Raw genomic sequence first — 16,547 nt, forward strand, 5'->3', positions numbered from 1 at the left:
TGCCACGGCGGGGATTACCGTGTCATCAACACCAGACGAAGGAGAGATCATGGGCCTGATGGACAATGCCAAAGACGCTGCGGAAGCGACCGGCAAGAAGATCGGCGAGTGGGCCGACGACACCAAGGAACGCGTGAGTGACCGCGTCGACGAGGTGAAGGCGGAGGGTGAAGTCAAGCGCGCCGAGGGCGAGGTCTCCAAGGCCGAAGCCGATCGCGACGCCACCAAGGCGAAGAACGAGTACAAGGAAGAGCTGCGCGACTGAGTCCTTCGAGCGAGTCGTGCGACCAGTCTGTGCGACCAGGCTGAGCGGAGCTCGACGGGGGCGACCTAGGCTGGAGTGATGGACACTCGCACCCTCGGCCGCACCCACCGCTCCGTCTCCGCAATCGCCCTCGGCACCTGGCAGCTCGGTGCGGACTGGGGCGAGGTGACGGAGGCGGACGCCCGGGCTGTGCTCGACGCATCCGCCGAGGCCGGCGTCACTCTCTTCGACACCGCCGACGTCTACGGCGATGGCCGCAGCGAACAGCTGATCGGCGGCTACCTCGCCGACCGATCGGGGCACGACATCACCGTCGCCACCAAGATGGGTCGACGGGAGGCCCAGGATGCGGGCAACTTCACGCTCTCGAAGTTCCGGGAGTGGACCGACCGCTCCCGCGCGAACCTGCGCACCGACACTCTCGATCTCGTGCAGTTGCACTGCCCGCCCACCGCTGTCTTCTCCACCGATCGGGTCTTCGACGATCTGGATACCCTTGTCGCCGAGGGCGCGATCGCCGCGTACGGCGTGAGCGTCGAGACCGCGGATGAGGCGCTCACGGCCATCGCCCGGCCGAATGTCGCCACGGTGCAGATCATCCTCAACGCCTTCCGGCTGAAGCCGCTGGATGCCGTGCTGCCCGCCGCCATCGCGGCCGGCGTCGGCATCATCGCCCGGGTTCCGCTGGCCTCCGGGCTGTTGAGCGGCAAGTACACCGCCGAAACGACCTTCGCGGCGAACGACCATCGCACCTACAACCGTGACGGCTCCGCGTTCGACGTGGGGGAGACCTTCTCGGGAGTCGACTTCGAACGGGGAGTGGCGGCCGCGCGGGAATTCGCCGCGCTGCTTCCGTCCGAGGCCGCGGCATCCGGGTTCACCACGGCGCAGGTCGCCCTCGCCTGGGTTGCGCAGCTCGAGGGAGTGAGCGCGGTCATTCCCGGCGCGCGGAATGTGTCCCAGGCCGTGAGTAACGCCGCGGCCGGTTCGGTGCCCCCGTTGAGCCCGGCGTTCACGGCCGCCGTGACCGAGCTGTACGACCGTGAGTTTCGCGCCGCAATCCACGATCGCTGGTGAGCTCGCGCACTCCCGCATCGAGACCCCTCAGTGTGCGTCCGGCTCCATCCCGGTGCGCACGCCCGACTCGAGCCCGGCGATCGCGGCAAGATCCTCGGCATCCAGTTCGAAGTCGAACACGTCGAAGTTCTCCGTGATGCGACTGGCCGTCACCGATTTCGGGATCACCACGTTGCCCAGCTGGAGATGCCAGCGGATCACCACCTGAGCGGCGCTGCGCTCGTGCTTCGCCGCGATCGCGTCGAGCACTCGGTCGCCGATCAGTCGTCCGCGGGCGAGGGGTGACCACGCCTCGGTGAGGATGCCGTTGCTCGCGTCGAAGTCGCGCACCTCGCGCTGGGGGAGCCAGGGGTGCAGCTCCACCTGATTGATCGCCGGCACCGTCTCGGTCTCGGCGAGCAGCCGGTCGATATGGTGCGGTGCGAAGTTCGAGACCCCGATCGAGAGCACCCGACCGTCGGCCTTGATCGCCTCCAGTGCGCGCCAGGTCTCCACGAACAGGTCCTTCGACGGCACCGGCCAATGGATGAGGTACAGGTCGACATAATCGAACCCGAGCAACTCGAGGCTCGTGTCGAAGGCGCGGCGGGTCTTGTCGAAGCCGTGGTCGTCATCCCACACCTTCGTGGTGACGAAGACCTCGTCTCTCGGCACCCCGGAGGCGCGCACACCGTCGCCGACGCCGCGCTCGTTGTTGTACAGGGTGGCGGTGTCGATATGACGGTAGCCCGCGTCGATGGCGAGCTCCACGACGCGCGCAGCTTCGGCATCCGCCACCTTGTACACGCCGAGGCCGAGTTGCGGGATGTCGCGGCCATCGTTCATCGCGAGGAGGGGTGAGGTCGTTGTCGTCATCGTTCCATTATCGAAGACCGTCGCCGAGCGGGGGCCGGCCCGGACTGCTCTCCTGCGAATTCCCGGCTCCGCGCCGGCCCGAAGCGGCACAGCCGTCACCGGAATGCACGGGGACGCTAGCCGGGATGGGTCGCGATCGGTTCCGTGTCGGGGATGGGGCTGGCGTCACGACCGCGGAGGTCGGGGTGTGCCCGGTGGAAGATGGTGGGGATGAGGAATCCGAGTCCCGCAAACGCGGCAGCAACCCAGAACGCGCCGGGGGCGGTGAACCGGTCGATCATGAACCCGGCCACGGCGGAACCGATCGCTGCGCCGATGAGCTGGCCCGTGCCCACCCAGCCGTAGGCTTCGGCGGTCTCACTGAATCTCACGCTCGACGACACGATGGCGAACATCACCGCGAGGGCCGGGGCGATGCCGATCCCCGCGATCAGGAGGGTGACGGCGAGCCACCAGAAGTTGAGGGATACCGCGGCGAGAGACATCCCGACGAAGATGGCGAACAGGCGACGGGCGAGCGCCCAGGGGCCGATGGGGATGTGCCCGAGGGCGAGTCCGCCGATGAGCGATCCGACGGCGAAGAGGCCGAGCACGAGGCCCGCCTCCGATCCGCTGTCTCCGAATGCCGAGACCACCCCGGCCTCGATGGCGGCGCAGGCCCCGACGAGAAGGAATCCGGTCGTTGTCGCCAGCAGCACTGCCGGCTTCTTCAGCACGGCTCCGAGATTGCGCTTGCTTCGGGGGATCCGCACGCGCCCGACTTCGGGGGAGGAGATGAACCAGATGCCACCACCGACCAAGAAAGCGAGCGCGACGAGAATCGCGAGCACGGTGCTCACCTGGATGGCGAGGAAGGTCGTGATCACCGGCCCGAGCACCCAGATGACCTCCTGCGCCGAGGCGTCGAGTGAGAACAGCGGGGTGAGCTGCCTTGAGTTGACCATCTTGGGATAGATGGTGCGCACCGCCGGCTGGATCGGGGGAGTGCTGAGTCCGCCGACGAATCCGATCGCCATGTAGAGCCCGATCGGAAGTGCGGGCGCGAGAGCGATGGTGCCAACGGCAGTCGCACACACGATCGTCGTGAGCACGAGCACGCGGCGCATCCCCCAGACGCCCATCCAGCGGCTGGTGAGGGGGCCGGCGATCGCCTGGCCGATGCTGGTGGCGGCCAGGACGAGTCCGGCGGCGAAATAGGTGCCGGAGATGTGTTCGATGTGGAGAAGGAAGGCCAGGGAGAGCATTCCATTGGGGAATCGAGCCACCAACTGGGCTGCCATGATGCGCGCGACGCCGCGCGTTTTCAGGAGGCTCAGGTAGGTCTTCACAAGGCTGCAAGCCTATCGGTTGGGCGCCGGTCCACCGGGGTCGGATGTCGGGGATAGTGTCGCAATCGAGACCGCGGAGATTGTGCACAGCCTGTGCAAAAACCCGCGAACTTATCCACAAGCTGTGGACGACACGCCCACTACATATGGGGTTACCGCTTTGTCGGAGGCCCGCTATATAGTGGTCAAACCGCGGAACCCCCGCTCATCGATTTCATCGGTCGAGGAGCGTGAAATGACGGTTTCCGCACACTATTTCGGCCTCGCTGAGGGGCGCACGAGGGGAAGCAAACGTGGCAATCACCGTAGTCAAGCGCAATGGACAGCGAGAGCCGTACGACGCGAACAAGATCAACCTCGCGATCGAGCACGCCAGTGCCGGTCTCGACGAGAACATCACCTGGGTCACGCAGATCGCCAGTGAGCTCGAGTTGACCCTGTTCGACGGCATCACCACTCAGCAGCTCGATGAGGCGGTCATCCAGGTCGCCCTGCAGAACGTCAAGGACGACCCGGCATTCGACACGGTGGCCGCTCGACTGCTGCTCAAGACCATCTACAAGCGCGTGCTCGGCGACTACGAGACCGCAGAAGAGCTGAAGGCCCTCCACGCCAGCCATTTCGCCGCGAACGTGACCCGTGGCGTCGAGGAACTCCTCCTCGACTCGCGTCTCACCCAGCTCTTCGACCTCGACGCCCTCGCCAACGCACTCGAGCCCTCGCACGACGAGCTGCTCAAGTACATCGGGGTCGTCACCCTCAACAACCGCTACGGCATCAAGGGACGCAACGGCGACGCCCTCGAGGTTCCCCAGTACTTCTGGATGCGCATCGCCATGGGCCTCTCGCTCAACGAGGCAAACCCCACCGAGCACGCCATCGCCTTCTACGAGAAGATGTCGAGCCTCGAGTACATCGCTGCTGGCTCCACCCTCGTCAACGCGGGCACCATCTACCCGCAGCTCGCCAACTGCTTCGTCATGGAGATGCAGGACGACATGGAGCACATCGCGAAGACCACCCGCGATGTCATGTGGCTGACAAAGGGCACCGGCGGCATCGGCCTCAGCGTCACCAAGCTGCGCGCCCAGGGCTCGCCGATCCGCTCGAACAACACCACCTCGACCGGCCCGATCCCGTTCATGCACACGATCGACTCGATCCTGCGGGCGGTCAGCCGTGGAGGCAAGAAGTTCGGTGCCCTCTGCTTCTACATGGAGAACTGGCACCTCGACTTCCCCGAGTTCCTCGACCTTCGCCAGAACTCCGGAGACCCGTACCGCCGCACCCGCACCGCGAACACCGCGGTCTGGATCTCGGACGAGTTCATGAAGCGCGTGCAGAACGACGACGACTGGTACCTCTTCGACCCGCTCGAGGTGCAGGATCTGAACGAGCTCTACGGCAAGGAGTTCTCGGCGAAGTACAACGAGTACGTCGCCAAGGCCGAAGCCGGCGAGATGCACATGTTCAAGAAGATCACCGCTCGCGAACAGTTCAAGTCGATCCTCATCTCCCTGCAGACCACCAGCCACCCGTGGCTGTGCTGGAAGGACACGATCAACCTCCGTGCGCTCAACAACAACACGGGAACGATCCACCTCTCCAACCTCTGCACCGAGATCACCCTCCCGCAGGACGAAGACAACGTCTCCGTCTGCAACCTGGTTTCGATCAACCTGTCGCGCCACCTCGACTCGCTGACCGGCGAGGGACGGGTGCTCGCGATGAACTGGGCGAAGATCGAAGAGAGCGCTCGCCTTGCCGTTCGGCAGCTCGACAACCTCATCGACATCACCCGGTCCTCGGTGAAGGAGGCGGACTTCTCTAACCAGCAGAACCGCGCCGTCGGACTGGGAGTGATGGGCTTCACGGATGTCGTGGAGCGGCTCGGATTCAGCTACGAGAGCGAAGAGGCCTACGACCTGATCGACGAGATCATGGAGCACGTCTCCTATGCGGCGATCGACGAGAGCGCCAACCTGGCCAAGGAGCGCGGTTCGTACGCGAACTTCGAAGGATCGGGCTGGTCGAAGGGCCTCGTGCCGTTCGACTCGATCGCGCTCACCGAGGCCGACCGCGGCACGAGCATCGAGGTCAACCGCACCACGCGGCTCGACTGGGATGCCCTGCGCACCAAGGTGAAGGGCGGCATGCGTAACGCGACGCTCATGGCGATCGCACCGACGGCATCCATCGGTCTCGTCGCCGGCACGACTCCGGGTCTCGACCCGCAGTTCTCGCAGATCTTCAGCCGCGCGACCTCAAACGGCAAGTTCCTCGAGGTGAACCGCAACCTCGTGTCCGACCTGCAGGAGCTCGGCATCTGGGACTCGACCCGCGAATCGATCCTGCGCAGCCAGGGCGACATCCAGGGCATCGAGGCCATTCCGGACCACATCAAGGCCACCTACAAGACGAGCTTCCAGCTCTCGCCGTACTCCTTCCTCGAGGTGGCGGCCCGGGCCCAGAAGTGGGTCGACCAGTCGATCAGCCGCAACATGTATCTTGAGACGCGGGACCTCGGCGACATGATGGATATCTACATGGGGGCATGGGAGCGTGGCGTCAAGACCACCTACTACCTGCACATGAAGCCACGCCACACTGCCGAGCAGTCGACAGTGAAGGTGAACAAGTCGGAGCAGATCGGTGGCGGAGCGGGAGGTGCCGTGCGCAAGGGCTTCGGCTCGGCTGGACCGGCCTCCGCTCCGGCGGTGGAATCCGCCGGCGCTCTGCCGACCGCCTCCGCTCCGGCAGTTCCCGTCTCCGAGGCTCCGGCACCCAAGCGCGGGTTCGGCTTCGGTGGGCTCGCTCCCAAGTCAGGAGAGTAGACAGTGAATAACGACACCCGGGTATTCGAATACGAGGTTCCGGTCGATCCGATGGACGACCTGCAGTGCGAGAGCTGCCAGTAGTCGGGACGTTCGACACGGGCTGATCTCGACACGGGCGGATCTCGACACGGGCTGATCTCGACACGGGCGCTGAGCGCCCTACTCGATCACCATGTGCACCTCAGAAGTAACAGCAGACGAACAGCAGAGCATCACACACAGCTAATAGAAAGAAGCACAGGACATGGGAATTCTTGGAACCGGCCTGCAAGAGGGGCTGCTCCTCAAACCGATCCGTTACCAGTGGGCGATGGACCTGTACGACCAGGCCGTCGCGAACACCTGGTTCCCCAACGAGATCCAGCTCGGCGAAGACATCGCCGACTTCAAGAAGATGACGGATGAAGAGCGCCACGCGGTGACCTTCCTCATGAGCTACTTCAACCCGAACGAGCTGCTCGTGAACAAGGCGCTCGCCTTCGGTGTGTACCCCTACGTGAACGCGGCGGAGTGCAGCATCTACCTCGCGAAGCAGATGTGGGAAGAGGCCAACCACTGCATGTCCTTCGAGTACGTGCTCGAGACCTTCCCGATCGACCGCGAGGCGGCGTACAACTCGCACGTCGACATCCCCTCCATGGCGAAGAAGGAGGAGTTCGAGATCAAGTACATCCGTCGCATGACGGAGAACACTCTCGACATCACCACCACCGAGGGCAAGAAGGACTTCGTGCGCAACCTCGTGGCGTACAACGTGATCCTCGAGGGCCTCTGGTTCTATTCGGGCTTCATGGTCGCGCTGTCGTTCCGCCAGCGCAACCTGCTGCGCAACTTCGGATCCCTCATGGACTGGGTCGTGCGTGACGAGTCCCTTCACCTCAAGTTCGGCATCAACCTCATCCTCACGGTGCTCGAAGAGAACCCCGACCTGCAGACCGAGGAGTTCGCCGCCGAGATCAAGCAGATGATCCTGGATGCCGTGGAGCTCGAGGAGCAGTACAACCGCGACCTGCTTCCGGGCGGCATCCTCGGCCTCAACGCCAACTACATCAACCAGTACGTCAAGTACCTGGCGGACCGTCGTCTCGAGGAGCTCGGCTTCGAAGCCGAGTACAACGTGACCAACCCGGCCAAGTGGATGGCGACCGCGAACGACACCCTCCAGCTGGTCAACTTCTTCGAGTCGACCAACACGTCGTACGAGTCGAACGCCTCGGCGACTGTGGGCGCGAAGTAGCCGCCTTCGGTCCCGGGGAACTCCTGAAGATCGCGCGGGTCGACTGGGTCGACCCGCGCGCTTCTGCCCTGCGGGACATCATGGAAGAGGAGATGACCGCTCTCTACGGCTCGACGATGGACCACTATCCTCCGGAGATCGCGCGGTCTCTCTCCGCCGCGTTCGCGGTGGAGCCGGAGACCATCGTCGCGACCCTCCTCGTGCTCGATGGAGAGACTGCCGTGGGGCATGCGGGATTGCGTCCCCACGGATCGCGGGCGGGCGATCTCGGTGTGCTCGAGATCAAGAAGGTCTTCGTGCGGCACTCTCATCGCGGTAGGGGCGTTTCGCGCGGCCTCATGACGACGCTCGAATCCGTGGGGCGGGAGCTCGGATCGACCCGGCTGGTTCTGCAGACCGGCAATCTCCAGGGCGCGGCAATCGGGCTGTACGAGGCCCTCGGCTACTCGGTCACCCCGCCGTATCCGCCGTTCGAATCGATGCCCAACGCGCTGTGCTACGAAAAGGTGCTGTAGCAGCGCCCAGGCTCGCTGCTCATTCGAGCCCGCTCGGCGGCGCTCGCCGTGGCTCGAATGACCGAACATTCCTCGCGGATCTTCCGATCCATCCCGTTCGGCGATCACGTCGATGGCAGTACCCTCGAACGACGCAGGACAACCTGCGCTCGGGTGGCGCTGACGGGGTGTAGGCTCCGATTTCGCGGGCCGCGAAGTCGCGGTCGCGCGCGGTGGAATACTCTTCCCAAACGCCCGAATCCCCCTATTGAGAAATGGACAGCAGGATGCGTCTCAGGTATGGAATCCCCCTCGTTGCACTGGCGGCGACACTCGCCCTGAGCGGTTGCGTGAACAACACGACGGTGACGGCCCCCTCGGGCAAGGTCGACACCGGCACCAAGGACGCCACCCTGGCCGCTCTTCTGCCCGCCGCCATCGCCTCCTCCGGAACGGTCCAGGTCGGCGTCGACGCCACCTACGCACCGAACGAATACAAGGACGCCAACGGTAAGGCGATCGGGTGGGACATCGACCTCTTCGACGCGGTCTCGGCCAGGCTCGGAGTGAAGCCGGTCTACAACATCGCCGGATTCGACACGATCATCCCGAACATCACGGGCAAGAAGTTCGACGTCGGCCTCTCGTCGTTCACCGACACGGTCGACCGGGAGAAGCAGGTCGACTTCGTCAACTACTACTCCGCCGGTATCCTCTGGGCCTCACCGAAGGGCAAGACCGTCGATCCCGACAACGCGTGCGGCCTGAAGGTCGCCGTCGAGACCGGCACCACCGAAGAGCAGGACGAGCTCCCGGCCAAGTCGAAGACCTGCACCGACGCCGGCAAGGCCGCCATCCAGATCCTCAAGTTCGACGGCCAGGACCAGGCGACGAACGCTGTGGTGCTCGGACAGGCCGACGCGATGAGCGCCGACTCGCCGATCACCGACTACGCGGTGGCGAAATCCGGCGGAAAGCTGGAGGCCGCCGGTAAGACCTTCGAGGTCGCGCCCTACGGCGTGGCAGTCGACAAGGGATCGAAGCTCGGTGTCGCTCTGCAGAAGGCCTTCCAGGCGATAGTGGATGACGGCACCTACACGAAGATCCTCGAGAAGTGGGGCGTGCAGGACGGCGCTCTCAAGTCCATCACGATCAACGCTGCGGCGAACGGCTAGGTCGTGTCCGCATTCCCTGATCGCGCCGCGACGGGTGGCGGAAGATCAGCGGACGATCCGTCCGTCTCGGCTGTGATCACGGTGGTGAGACTGCGTCATCCGTGGCGCAATCTCATCGCGGTGATCATCCTCGTGGGGTTGGCGGCGTTCCTCTGGGACGCCGCCCTTCGCAAGCCGTTCCAGTGGGATATCTACGCGAAGTACCTGTTCGACCAGCGGATCTCGCAGGCGGCGCTCGTGACCGTCGAGCTCACTGTCTATTCGATGCTCATCGCGGTGGTGCTCGGCCTTCTGCTCGCGGTGATGCGACTCTCGACGAATCCCGTGTTCAAGAGCATCGCCTGGGCCTACCTCTGGGTCTTCCGTGGCACCCCGGTCTACGTGCAGCTCGTCTTCTGGGGACTTTTGTCGGTGATCTACCCCACGTTGTCCATCGGGCTGCCATTCCTGCCCCCGGTGCTGACCCTGCCCACCGGGCAGGCTCTCAATGTGTTCGAACTGGCCATCATCGGGCTCGCCCTGAACGAGGCGGCGTACCTCGCCGAGATCGTGCGCGCCGGAATCCTCTCGGTCGATGCCGGCCAGGAGGAGGCGGCGGTCGCCCTCGGGATGAGCTGGACGCAGACCATGTGGCGGGTCGTCATCCCGCAGTCGATGCGAGTGATCATCCCTCCCACCGGCAACGAGGTGATCTCGATGCTGAAGACGACCTCACTGGTGGTGGCCGTGCCTTTCAGTTTCGATCTGTTCGCGCGGTCGCGGGACATCTCCATCGAGACCTTCACCCCCATCCCCCTGCTGCTGGTCGCCTCGACCTGGTACCTCGCGGTCACCTCTGTGCTGATGGTGGGGCAGTACTTCCTCGAGAAGCGGTTCGCGCGGGGCATCGGCGATGCGCGGCCGGCGACCACCGAGGCCTCGATCGAAACCGGTGCGATCACCGTGGCGGACTCGGGTGCGCCGAGCGATCCGACGATTCCTCCCGACGGAAAGGCGCACCTGTGAGCATCACCGAAACCCCCATGGTCGAGGCCGATCGCGTTTCCAAGAGCTTCGGTTCGAACCATGTGCTGAAAAGCATCTCGCTCACCGTCGGGCGTGGAGAGGTGATGTGCCTCGTAGGGCCGAGCGGATCGGGCAAATCCACCTTCCTGCGGTGCATCAATCATCTCGAACAGGTGGATGCGGGCCGCCTCCGGGTCGATGGGGACCTCATCGGATACCGGGAAAAGGGTGACAAACTCCACGAGTTGAAGCCCGCAGAGGCTGCCCTGCAGCGTCGCGACATCGGGATGGTATTCCAGCGCTTCAATCTCTTCCCCCACATGACCGCGCTCGAGAACATCATCGAGGCGCCGATGCGGGTGAAACGCGTTGAACGGGCTGCTGCAGTGGCGCGCGCGAAGGTGTTGCTCGCGCGCGTCGGCCTGGCCGACAAGGCGGACAGTTACCCCGCCCACTTGAGCGGCGGGCAGCAGCAGCGCGTGGCGATCGCGCGCGCGTTGGCGATGGATCCGAAGCTCATGCTCTTCGATGAGCCGACGTCGGCTCTCGACCCCGAACTCGTGGGCGAGGTGCTCGAGGTGATGAAGGATCTCGCGCAGGAGGGCATGACGATGATCGTGGTGACCCACGAGATGGGATTCGCACGCGAGGTGGCCGACTCGTTGGTCTTCATGGACGGTGGCGTGGTGGTGGAGTCCGGTGATCCCCGCGAGGTGCTCTCCAACCCCCAGCACGCCCGCACGAAGGCCTTCCTCTCCAAGGTGCTCTGACGCGGCTCCTGGCGTTCGGATCGGCTGCGCGACCCGGGTGCTGCGGATTTGCTGTGCAGGGCCGGCAAAGTTGATGTTTTCGCATCCACAGGCGTAGCGTGCGTGAGAGCGCTCGCAGGCGAGCGCGCCCAGTCGAGGATGACAGGAACACCATGACCGACCCGAGCTACTCCACCCTCTCCGTCGCCGCGATCCTCAAGGAATCCGCCGATCGAACCCCCGACCATGTCGCGCTCGTCGTCGGCGGCCAAGAGCTCACCTACGGTGAGCTGTGGACAGAGACCCGTTCGTACGCCGGAGCCCTGCTCGGCCAGGGGGTGACCGAGGGAGCCGCGGTCGCCATCCTGATTCCGAATGTCGCAGACTTCGCCCGCGCCTACTTCGCGATCCTCAGCATCGGCGGCATCGTCGTGCCGATCCACGCCCTCCTCAAGGCGGACGAGATCGAATACGTGCTCCGCGATTCCGGAGCGACCATGCTCATCTGCGCAGCGCCGTTGCTCGGGCAGGGAGCGAAGGGTGCGGCGCAGGCCGGGATCCCGGTGTTGTCGGTGCTCGCCCCCGATCCGGTAGAGGGCATCCTGCAGTTGGAGAAGCTCGCCGCGGAGGCGGAACCGATCCGCACCTACAGCCCTCGCCAACCATCGGACACGGCGACGATCCTCTACACCAGCGGCACGACGGGAAAGCCGAAGGGCGCGATGGGCAGCCATTTCGCGCTCGTCGAACAGACCAACACCCTGTTGCTGACCACCTTCGACATGACCGCGGATGACACGGTGTTCGGTGGCCTTCCCCTCTTCCACACCTTCGGCCAGACCTGCACGCTCAACACCGGACTTCGTGCCGGGGCGAAGATCGTTCTGCTGCCGAAGTTCGATGGAGACTCCGCCCTTCGACTGCTGATCGACTCGGGATGCACCATCATGATGGGCGTTCCCACCATGTACATCGCGCTTCTCGAGGCCGCGAAGAAGACCACCGAGCGCCCGAAGCTGCGCTATGCGGTCTCCGGGGGAGCCTCGCTCCCGCTCGCCGTGATCGAGCGATTCCGGGCCGAGTTCGGGGTGGAGATCTACGAGGGCTATGGACTCACCGAGACCTCACCCGTCGCGAGCTTCAATCATGTGGGGCGCACGCCGCGCGCCGGAAGCATCGGTACCCCGATCTGGGGAGTGGATGTGGAGATCGCGCGGGCAGAGGTGGAAGAGTCGATCGAACTGCTTCCGATCGATGAACTCGGCGAGATCGTGATCCGTGGGCACAACCTCATGAAGGGCTACCTCAACCTGCCAGAGGAGTCGGCGAAGGCCATCGTGGACGGGTGGTTCCGCACCGGCGACCTGGGCACCAAGGACGCAGACGGCTATCTCTGGATCGTCGACCGCAAGAAAGACATGATTCTTCGGAACGGATACAACGTCTATCCGCGGGAGGTCGAAGAGGTGCTGGTGGCCCATCCCGCGGTCTCGAGTGCCGCGGTCTTCGGCGTGGCCCACGAGGTGCACGGCCAGGAGATCATGGCGGCAGTGGTGCTGGCGCCCGGGGCGGATGTCGACACCGCGGTCCTCGCGGAGTACGCGAAGGAGAAGCTGGCCGCCTACAAGTACCCCCGCCGCGTGGAGATCGTGGAGACCCTGCCCCTCGGGCCGAGCGGCAAGGTGCTCAAGCGGGAACTGGTGGCCATCTACGAGGCCGAGGTCGAAGTGGCGGTCACCACTCAGCCGTGATCGCTTAGGGTAGGCTTACCTAAAGGTTCTGCGGACGGAACCGGTTTCGACTTAGAGGAGCCTCCCCCCATGATCACCACCCCGAAATGGGTCGGCGTCGCTGCGCTCGCCCTCGTGGCCGCGATCACCCTCGCCGGATGCTCGACGGCGACACCCTCCACCGGTTCCACCCCGGGCGCGAAGCCCAGCGGGACCATCACGGTCTACAACGCGCAGCACGAAGAGCTCACGCAGGCCTGGGCTGACGAGTTCACGAAGCAGACCGGCGTCACCGTGACCTTGCGCAACGGTGACGATTCCGAGCTCGGCAACCAGCTGGTGCAGGAGGGCAACGCCTCTCCCGCCGACGTGTTCCTCACCGAGAACTCCCCGGCGATGAGCCTCGTCGACAATGCGAAGCTCTTCGCGCCCGTGGATGCCGCGACTCTCGCGCAGGTGCCGGAGGCGTACCGCCCCTCCTCGGGGCACTGGACCGGAATCGCCGCGCGCAGCACGGTCTTCGTCTACAACCCGTCGATGCTCTCCGAGAGCCAACTGCCCGCATCCCTGCTCGACCTCGCCGAGGCGAAGTGGAAGGGGCGCTGGGCCGCCTCGCCATCGGGCGCGGACTTCCAGGCCATCGTGAGCGCGCTCCTGGCGTTGAAGGGGGAGAAGGCGACATCCGCCTGGCTCGCTTCGATGAAGGTGAACGCCACCGCGTACAAGGGCAACAGTGCCGTGATGAAGGCGGTCAATGCGGGGGAGATCCCGGCCGGAGTCATCTACCACTACTACTGGTTCGGCGACCAGTCCGGCACCGGGGAGAACAGCGACAACACCAAGCTCCACTACTTCAAGAACTCGGATCCCGGCGCCTTCGTGAGCACCTCCGGCGGGGGAGTGCTGAAGACGGCGAAGAATCCGGTGGCGGCCCAGGCCTTCCTGAAGTTCATCACCGGAAAGACCGGCCAGACCATCCTGCAGACCGGAAGCTCATTCGAGTACCCGGTCGCCAGTGATGTCGCGGCGAACACGGCGCTCGTGCCGCTCGTCGACTTGGACGCCCCCGTGCTCGACCCCTCGAAACTCGACAGCCGCAAGGTCACCGATCTCATGACCGCGGCCGGGCTTCTCTGAAGCTGCCCTGAATAGACTCGGCCGGTGACTCGACTTCGACAGCGCACCCCCGGTGCCATCATCGCTATGGCCGCCGGGGTTTCGCTGTTGGGCCTGGTGCCGCTCGGCTACGTCGCGGTCACCGCCATCCTCACCGGCGGTCCGACGCTCTCCGCGCTCATCTTCCGGGCGCGGGTGGGCGAACTCCTCGCCAACACCGCGGGACTCGTTGTCGTCACGGTGCCGCTCTGCGCTCTGGTGGGTGTGGCCGCCGCGTGGCTGGTGGAGCGCACCAGACTCGCCGGCTCACGAGCCTTCGCCATCCTGCTCGTGGTTCCCCTCGCCATCCCCGCCTTCGTCAACAGCTACGGCTGGGTGAGCGCCGTGCCATCGCTCAACGGGCTGTGGTCCGGGGTGCTCGTGGCTGGCCTCTCCTACTTCCCCCTCGTCTACCTCCCGACCGTCGCGGCCCTCCGGCGCCTCGACCCGGCCGTCGAGGAATCAGCCCGCTCTCTCGGCGTCGCGCCGATCGGGGTCTTCTTCCGCGTGGTGCTTCCGCAACTGCGACTGCCCATCCTGGGAGGCTCGCTCATCATCGGGCTCCATCTGCTGTCGGAGTACGGGGCCTTCGCCCTGATCCGCTTCGACACGTTCACCACCGCGATCGTCGACCAGTTCCGCTCCACCTTCAACGGGCCGGCGGCGAACGCCCTTGCCGGCGTGCTCGTGTTGTGCTGCCTCGTGCTCCTGATGGGGGAGTCCGGTGCACGCGGCGGAGCGCGCTACGCCCGCATCGGCTCCGGATCGGCGCGCCCGGCCGAGCGATCGGCTCTCGGCGGGTGGGCACCGGCCGCCTATCTCTTCCTGGGGCTTCTCGTCGCTCTCTCCGTCGCCGTTCCCTTCGCGAGTGTCGGACGGTGGCTGGTCTCCGGTGGGCTCGCCGCGTGGACCGATCGTTACCTGCTCACCGCTCTGGGCCAGACGATCGGCTACGGGCTCGTCGGCGCTGTGGCCACGTGCCTGCTCGCCTTTCCGATCGCGCTTCTCGCGGTGCGTTTCCCCAGTCGCGTGGCGCGCATCCTCGAGTCGATCAACTACGTCACCAGCTCGCTCCCCGGGCTCGTGACCGCCCTCGCCTTCGTGACGGTGGCCATCCGCCTGGTGCCCGCCCTCTACCAGACCGCCGCGCTGGTGATCGTGGTCTACCTCCTGATGTTCCTGCCGCGGGCGATCGTGAACCTCCGCTCCGGACTGGCCCAGGTGCCTCCGGGGCTCGAGGAGGCCGCCCGTTCGCTCGGTCGCCCGCCGCTGCTCGCCTTCTTCACCGTCACGCTGCGGTTCGTGATGCCCTCGGCGCTTGCCGGGTCGGCGCTGGTCTTCCTCGGGATCGTCACGGAGCTGACCTCGACCCTTCTCCTCGCGCCGAACGGCACGCGCACCCTCGCGATCCAGTTCTGGTCCCGGGTCAACGACATCGATTATGTGGGGGCGGCGCCGTATGCCAGTCTCATGATCCTGCTCTCGTTGCCGGTCACCTACCTGCTCTTCGCGAGATCCCGATCAGACCGAATGGTGGTGAACAGCCTGTGAGCGATTCATCCTCGCCTTCGCGTGAGAGCGGCGCCATCGAGAGCAGTGCCATCGACATTCGCGGAATCGGCAAGCGCTATGGCGCGACCCCGGTGCTCGAGTCCATCGACCTCGATGTGCCGGCGGGGTCGAAGACCGTGATCGTCGGCTCCTCCGGGTCGGGCAAGACCACCCTGCTGCGGCTGCTGAGCGGCTTCGACTTCCCGGATGCCGGCACCATCCGAATCGGGTCAGACATCGTCGCCGGGCCGGGGGTCGCCGTACCGGCCCACCGCCGCGGAATCGGGCATGTCGCCCAGGACGGCGCACTGTTCCCCCACCTCACGGTCGGCCAGAACGTCTCCTTCGGGTTGGATCGCCACGAGCGCGGGGATCGAACGGCGATCGTGGCCGAGCTGCTCGAGCTGGTCTCCCTCGATCCCTCCCTTTCCTCGCGTCGCCCTGATGAGCTCTCGGGAGGGCAGCAGCAGCGGGTCGCCCTCGCCCGCGCGATGGCGCGAAAACCGGGAATCATGCTGCTCGACGAGCCGTTCTCCGCCCTCGACACCGGACTACGGGCGGCGACCCGCGAACTGGTCGCGGCAGCGCTGAGCGCGGCCGGAGTCACGACGGTGTTGGTGACCCACGATCGCGAGGAGGCGCTGACCTTCGGCGATCAGGTCGCCGTGCTGCGCGACGGGCGTCTCGCCCAGGTTGGCACACCCGTCGCGGTCTACTCGACCCCCGCGGATCTCGCCACCGCGCGCTTCCTCGGGGACGCCGTGGTCTTCGACGCCGAGGCCTCCGGTGGTCGGGTGCATTGCGCGCTCGGACTCGTCGCGCAGTCGAGCTCGCTCGTCGGAGCCTGCACGGCCCTCTTCCGGCCGGAGCAGCTTGTGGTCGGCCCGCTGCTGCCGGGAGCGGATGCCGCGGGCTGCGTCGCCCGGGTGGTCGCGGTCGAATTCCAGGGAGCATCCCAGCTGCTGACACTCGAGCTGGCCGGAACGGGCTCGATCGAGATCCCGGTGACCGGAGCATCCGCCCATCGCCGGGGCGACCAGGTCGTGGTCCGCGCGCTCGGCGACGCCGTCGTGTTCGCCGCCAGCTGAG

Annotated in this window: 14 protein-coding genes; 12 read left to right on the plus strand and 2 right to left on the minus strand. The window is 65.6% G+C overall.

From position 1 onward, the window contains the following. Positions 1-19 precede the first annotated feature (19 nt). Together ABIB54_RS13295 and ABIB54_RS13300 are read left to right on the plus strand one after the other, a co-directional pair. The gene (locus ABIB54_RS13295) at positions 20-265 is read left to right on the plus strand and encodes a hypothetical protein (protein WP_354576002.1); all 246 of its coding nucleotides are present in this window, start codon (positions 20-22) and stop codon (positions 263-265) included. 78 nt (positions 266-343) lie between these two features. Then, entirely contained in the window at positions 344-1,342 is a 999-nt protein-coding gene (locus tag ABIB54_RS13300) for an aldo/keto reductase (protein ID WP_354576003.1), read from the plus strand. 27 nt (positions 1,343-1,369) lie between these two features. Here the strand turns inward: ABIB54_RS13300 and ABIB54_RS13305 are convergent, their stop codons facing one another. Next, positions 1,370-2,197 (minus strand): aldo/keto reductase, encoded by an 828-nt coding sequence (locus tag ABIB54_RS13305; RefSeq protein ID WP_354576004.1) that lies wholly within the window; start codon positions 2,195-2,197, stop codon positions 1,370-1,372. Between the two features lie 116 nt (positions 2,198-2,313). Continuing rightward, entirely contained in the window at positions 2,314-3,525 is a 1,212-nt protein-coding gene (locus ABIB54_RS13310) for an MFS transporter (protein ID WP_354576005.1), read from the minus strand. A gap of 293 nt (positions 3,526-3,818) precedes the next feature. On the opposite strand from ABIB54_RS13310, the gene ABIB54_RS13315 reads away from it, so the two are divergent. The 10 genes from ABIB54_RS13315 (at position 3,819) to ABIB54_RS13360 (ending at position 16,546) form a co-directional block, all read left to right on the plus strand. Then, positions 3,819-6,359 (plus strand): ribonucleoside-diphosphate reductase subunit alpha, encoded by a 2,541-nt coding sequence (locus ABIB54_RS13315; protein WP_354576006.1) that lies wholly within the window; start codon positions 3,819-3,821, stop codon positions 6,357-6,359. Positions 6,360-6,606: 247 nt separating this feature from the next. Continuing rightward, positions 6,607-7,599 carry a ribonucleotide-diphosphate reductase subunit beta gene (locus ABIB54_RS13320; RefSeq protein WP_185201515.1) on the plus strand — a complete coding sequence of 331 codons (993 nt, stop codon included), beginning with the start codon at positions 6,607-6,609 and terminating at the stop codon, positions 7,597-7,599. A 92-nt stretch (positions 7,600-7,691) separates the two neighbouring features. Beyond that, positions 7,692-8,114 (plus strand): GNAT family N-acetyltransferase, encoded by a 423-nt coding sequence (locus ABIB54_RS13325; protein ID WP_354576007.1) that lies wholly within the window; start codon positions 7,692-7,694, stop codon positions 8,112-8,114. A 266-nt stretch (positions 8,115-8,380) separates the two neighbouring features. Further along, a complete protein-coding gene (locus tag ABIB54_RS13330) occupies positions 8,381-9,268 on the plus strand; it encodes an ABC transporter substrate-binding protein (protein ID WP_354576008.1) in 888 nt (295 codons plus the stop codon). A gap of 3 nt (positions 9,269-9,271) precedes the next feature. Further along, positions 9,272-10,273: an amino acid ABC transporter permease gene (locus tag ABIB54_RS13335; RefSeq protein WP_502917132.1), complete on the plus strand. Its 1,002-nt coding sequence runs from the start codon at positions 9,272-9,274 to the stop codon at positions 10,271-10,273. A 17-nt stretch (positions 10,274-10,290) separates the two neighbouring features. Beyond that, positions 10,291-11,043: an amino acid ABC transporter ATP-binding protein gene (locus ABIB54_RS13340; RefSeq protein ID WP_354576069.1), complete on the plus strand. Its 753-nt coding sequence runs from the start codon at positions 10,291-10,293 to the stop codon at positions 11,041-11,043. A 152-nt stretch (positions 11,044-11,195) separates the two neighbouring features. Then, a complete protein-coding gene (locus ABIB54_RS13345; RefSeq protein ID WP_354576009.1) occupies positions 11,196-12,773 on the plus strand; it encodes a long-chain-fatty-acid--CoA ligase in 1,578 nt (525 codons plus the stop codon). Positions 12,774-12,842: 69 nt separating this feature from the next. After that, a complete protein-coding gene (locus ABIB54_RS13350) occupies positions 12,843-13,889 on the plus strand; it encodes an iron ABC transporter substrate-binding protein (protein ID WP_354576010.1) in 1,047 nt (348 codons plus the stop codon). 24 nt (positions 13,890-13,913) lie between these two features. Continuing rightward, positions 13,914-15,458, plus strand: coding sequence for an ABC transporter permease (locus ABIB54_RS13355; protein WP_354576011.1), 1,545 nt, complete (start codon positions 13,914-13,916; stop codon positions 15,456-15,458). Next, entirely contained in the window at positions 15,455-16,546 is a 1,092-nt protein-coding gene (locus ABIB54_RS13360; protein ID WP_354576012.1) for an ABC transporter ATP-binding protein, read from the plus strand. The genes ABIB54_RS13355 and ABIB54_RS13360 overlap by 4 nt, the downstream gene beginning before the upstream one ends. Position 16,547 lies beyond the last annotated feature (1 nt).

Source organism: Frigoribacterium sp. UYMn621 (genome assembly GCF_040549525.1).
GTDB lineage: Bacteria > Actinomycetota > Actinomycetes > Actinomycetales > Microbacteriaceae > Lacisediminihabitans.

Excerpts from the sequence above, each read along its gene's own strand:
- ABIB54_RS13320 (WP_185201515.1), top strand. The coding sequence starts at position 6,607 with ATGGGAATTCTTGGAACCGGCCTGCAAGAGGGGCTGCTCCTCAAACCG.
- ABIB54_RS13350 (WP_354576010.1), top strand. The coding sequence starts at position 12,843 with ATGATCACCACCCCGAAATGGGTCGGCGTCGCTGCGCTCGCCCTCGTG.
- ABIB54_RS13300 (WP_354576003.1), top strand. The coding sequence starts at position 344 with ATGGACACTCGCACCCTCGGCCGCACCCACCGCTCCGTCTCCGCAATC.
- ABIB54_RS13325 (WP_354576007.1), top strand. The coding sequence starts at position 7,692 with ATGACCGCTCTCTACGGCTCGACGATGGACCACTATCCTCCGGAGATC.
- ABIB54_RS13340 (WP_354576069.1), top strand. The coding sequence starts at position 10,291 with ATGGTCGAGGCCGATCGCGTTTCCAAGAGCTTCGGTTCGAACCATGTG.
- ABIB54_RS13330 (WP_354576008.1), top strand. The coding sequence starts at position 8,381 with ATGCGTCTCAGGTATGGAATCCCCCTCGTTGCACTGGCGGCGACACTC.
- ABIB54_RS13345 (WP_354576009.1), top strand. The coding sequence starts at position 11,196 with ATGACCGACCCGAGCTACTCCACCCTCTCCGTCGCCGCGATCCTCAAG.
- ABIB54_RS13305 (WP_354576004.1), bottom strand. The coding sequence starts at position 2,197 with ATGACGACAACGACCTCACCCCTCCTCGCGATGAACGATGGCCGCGAC.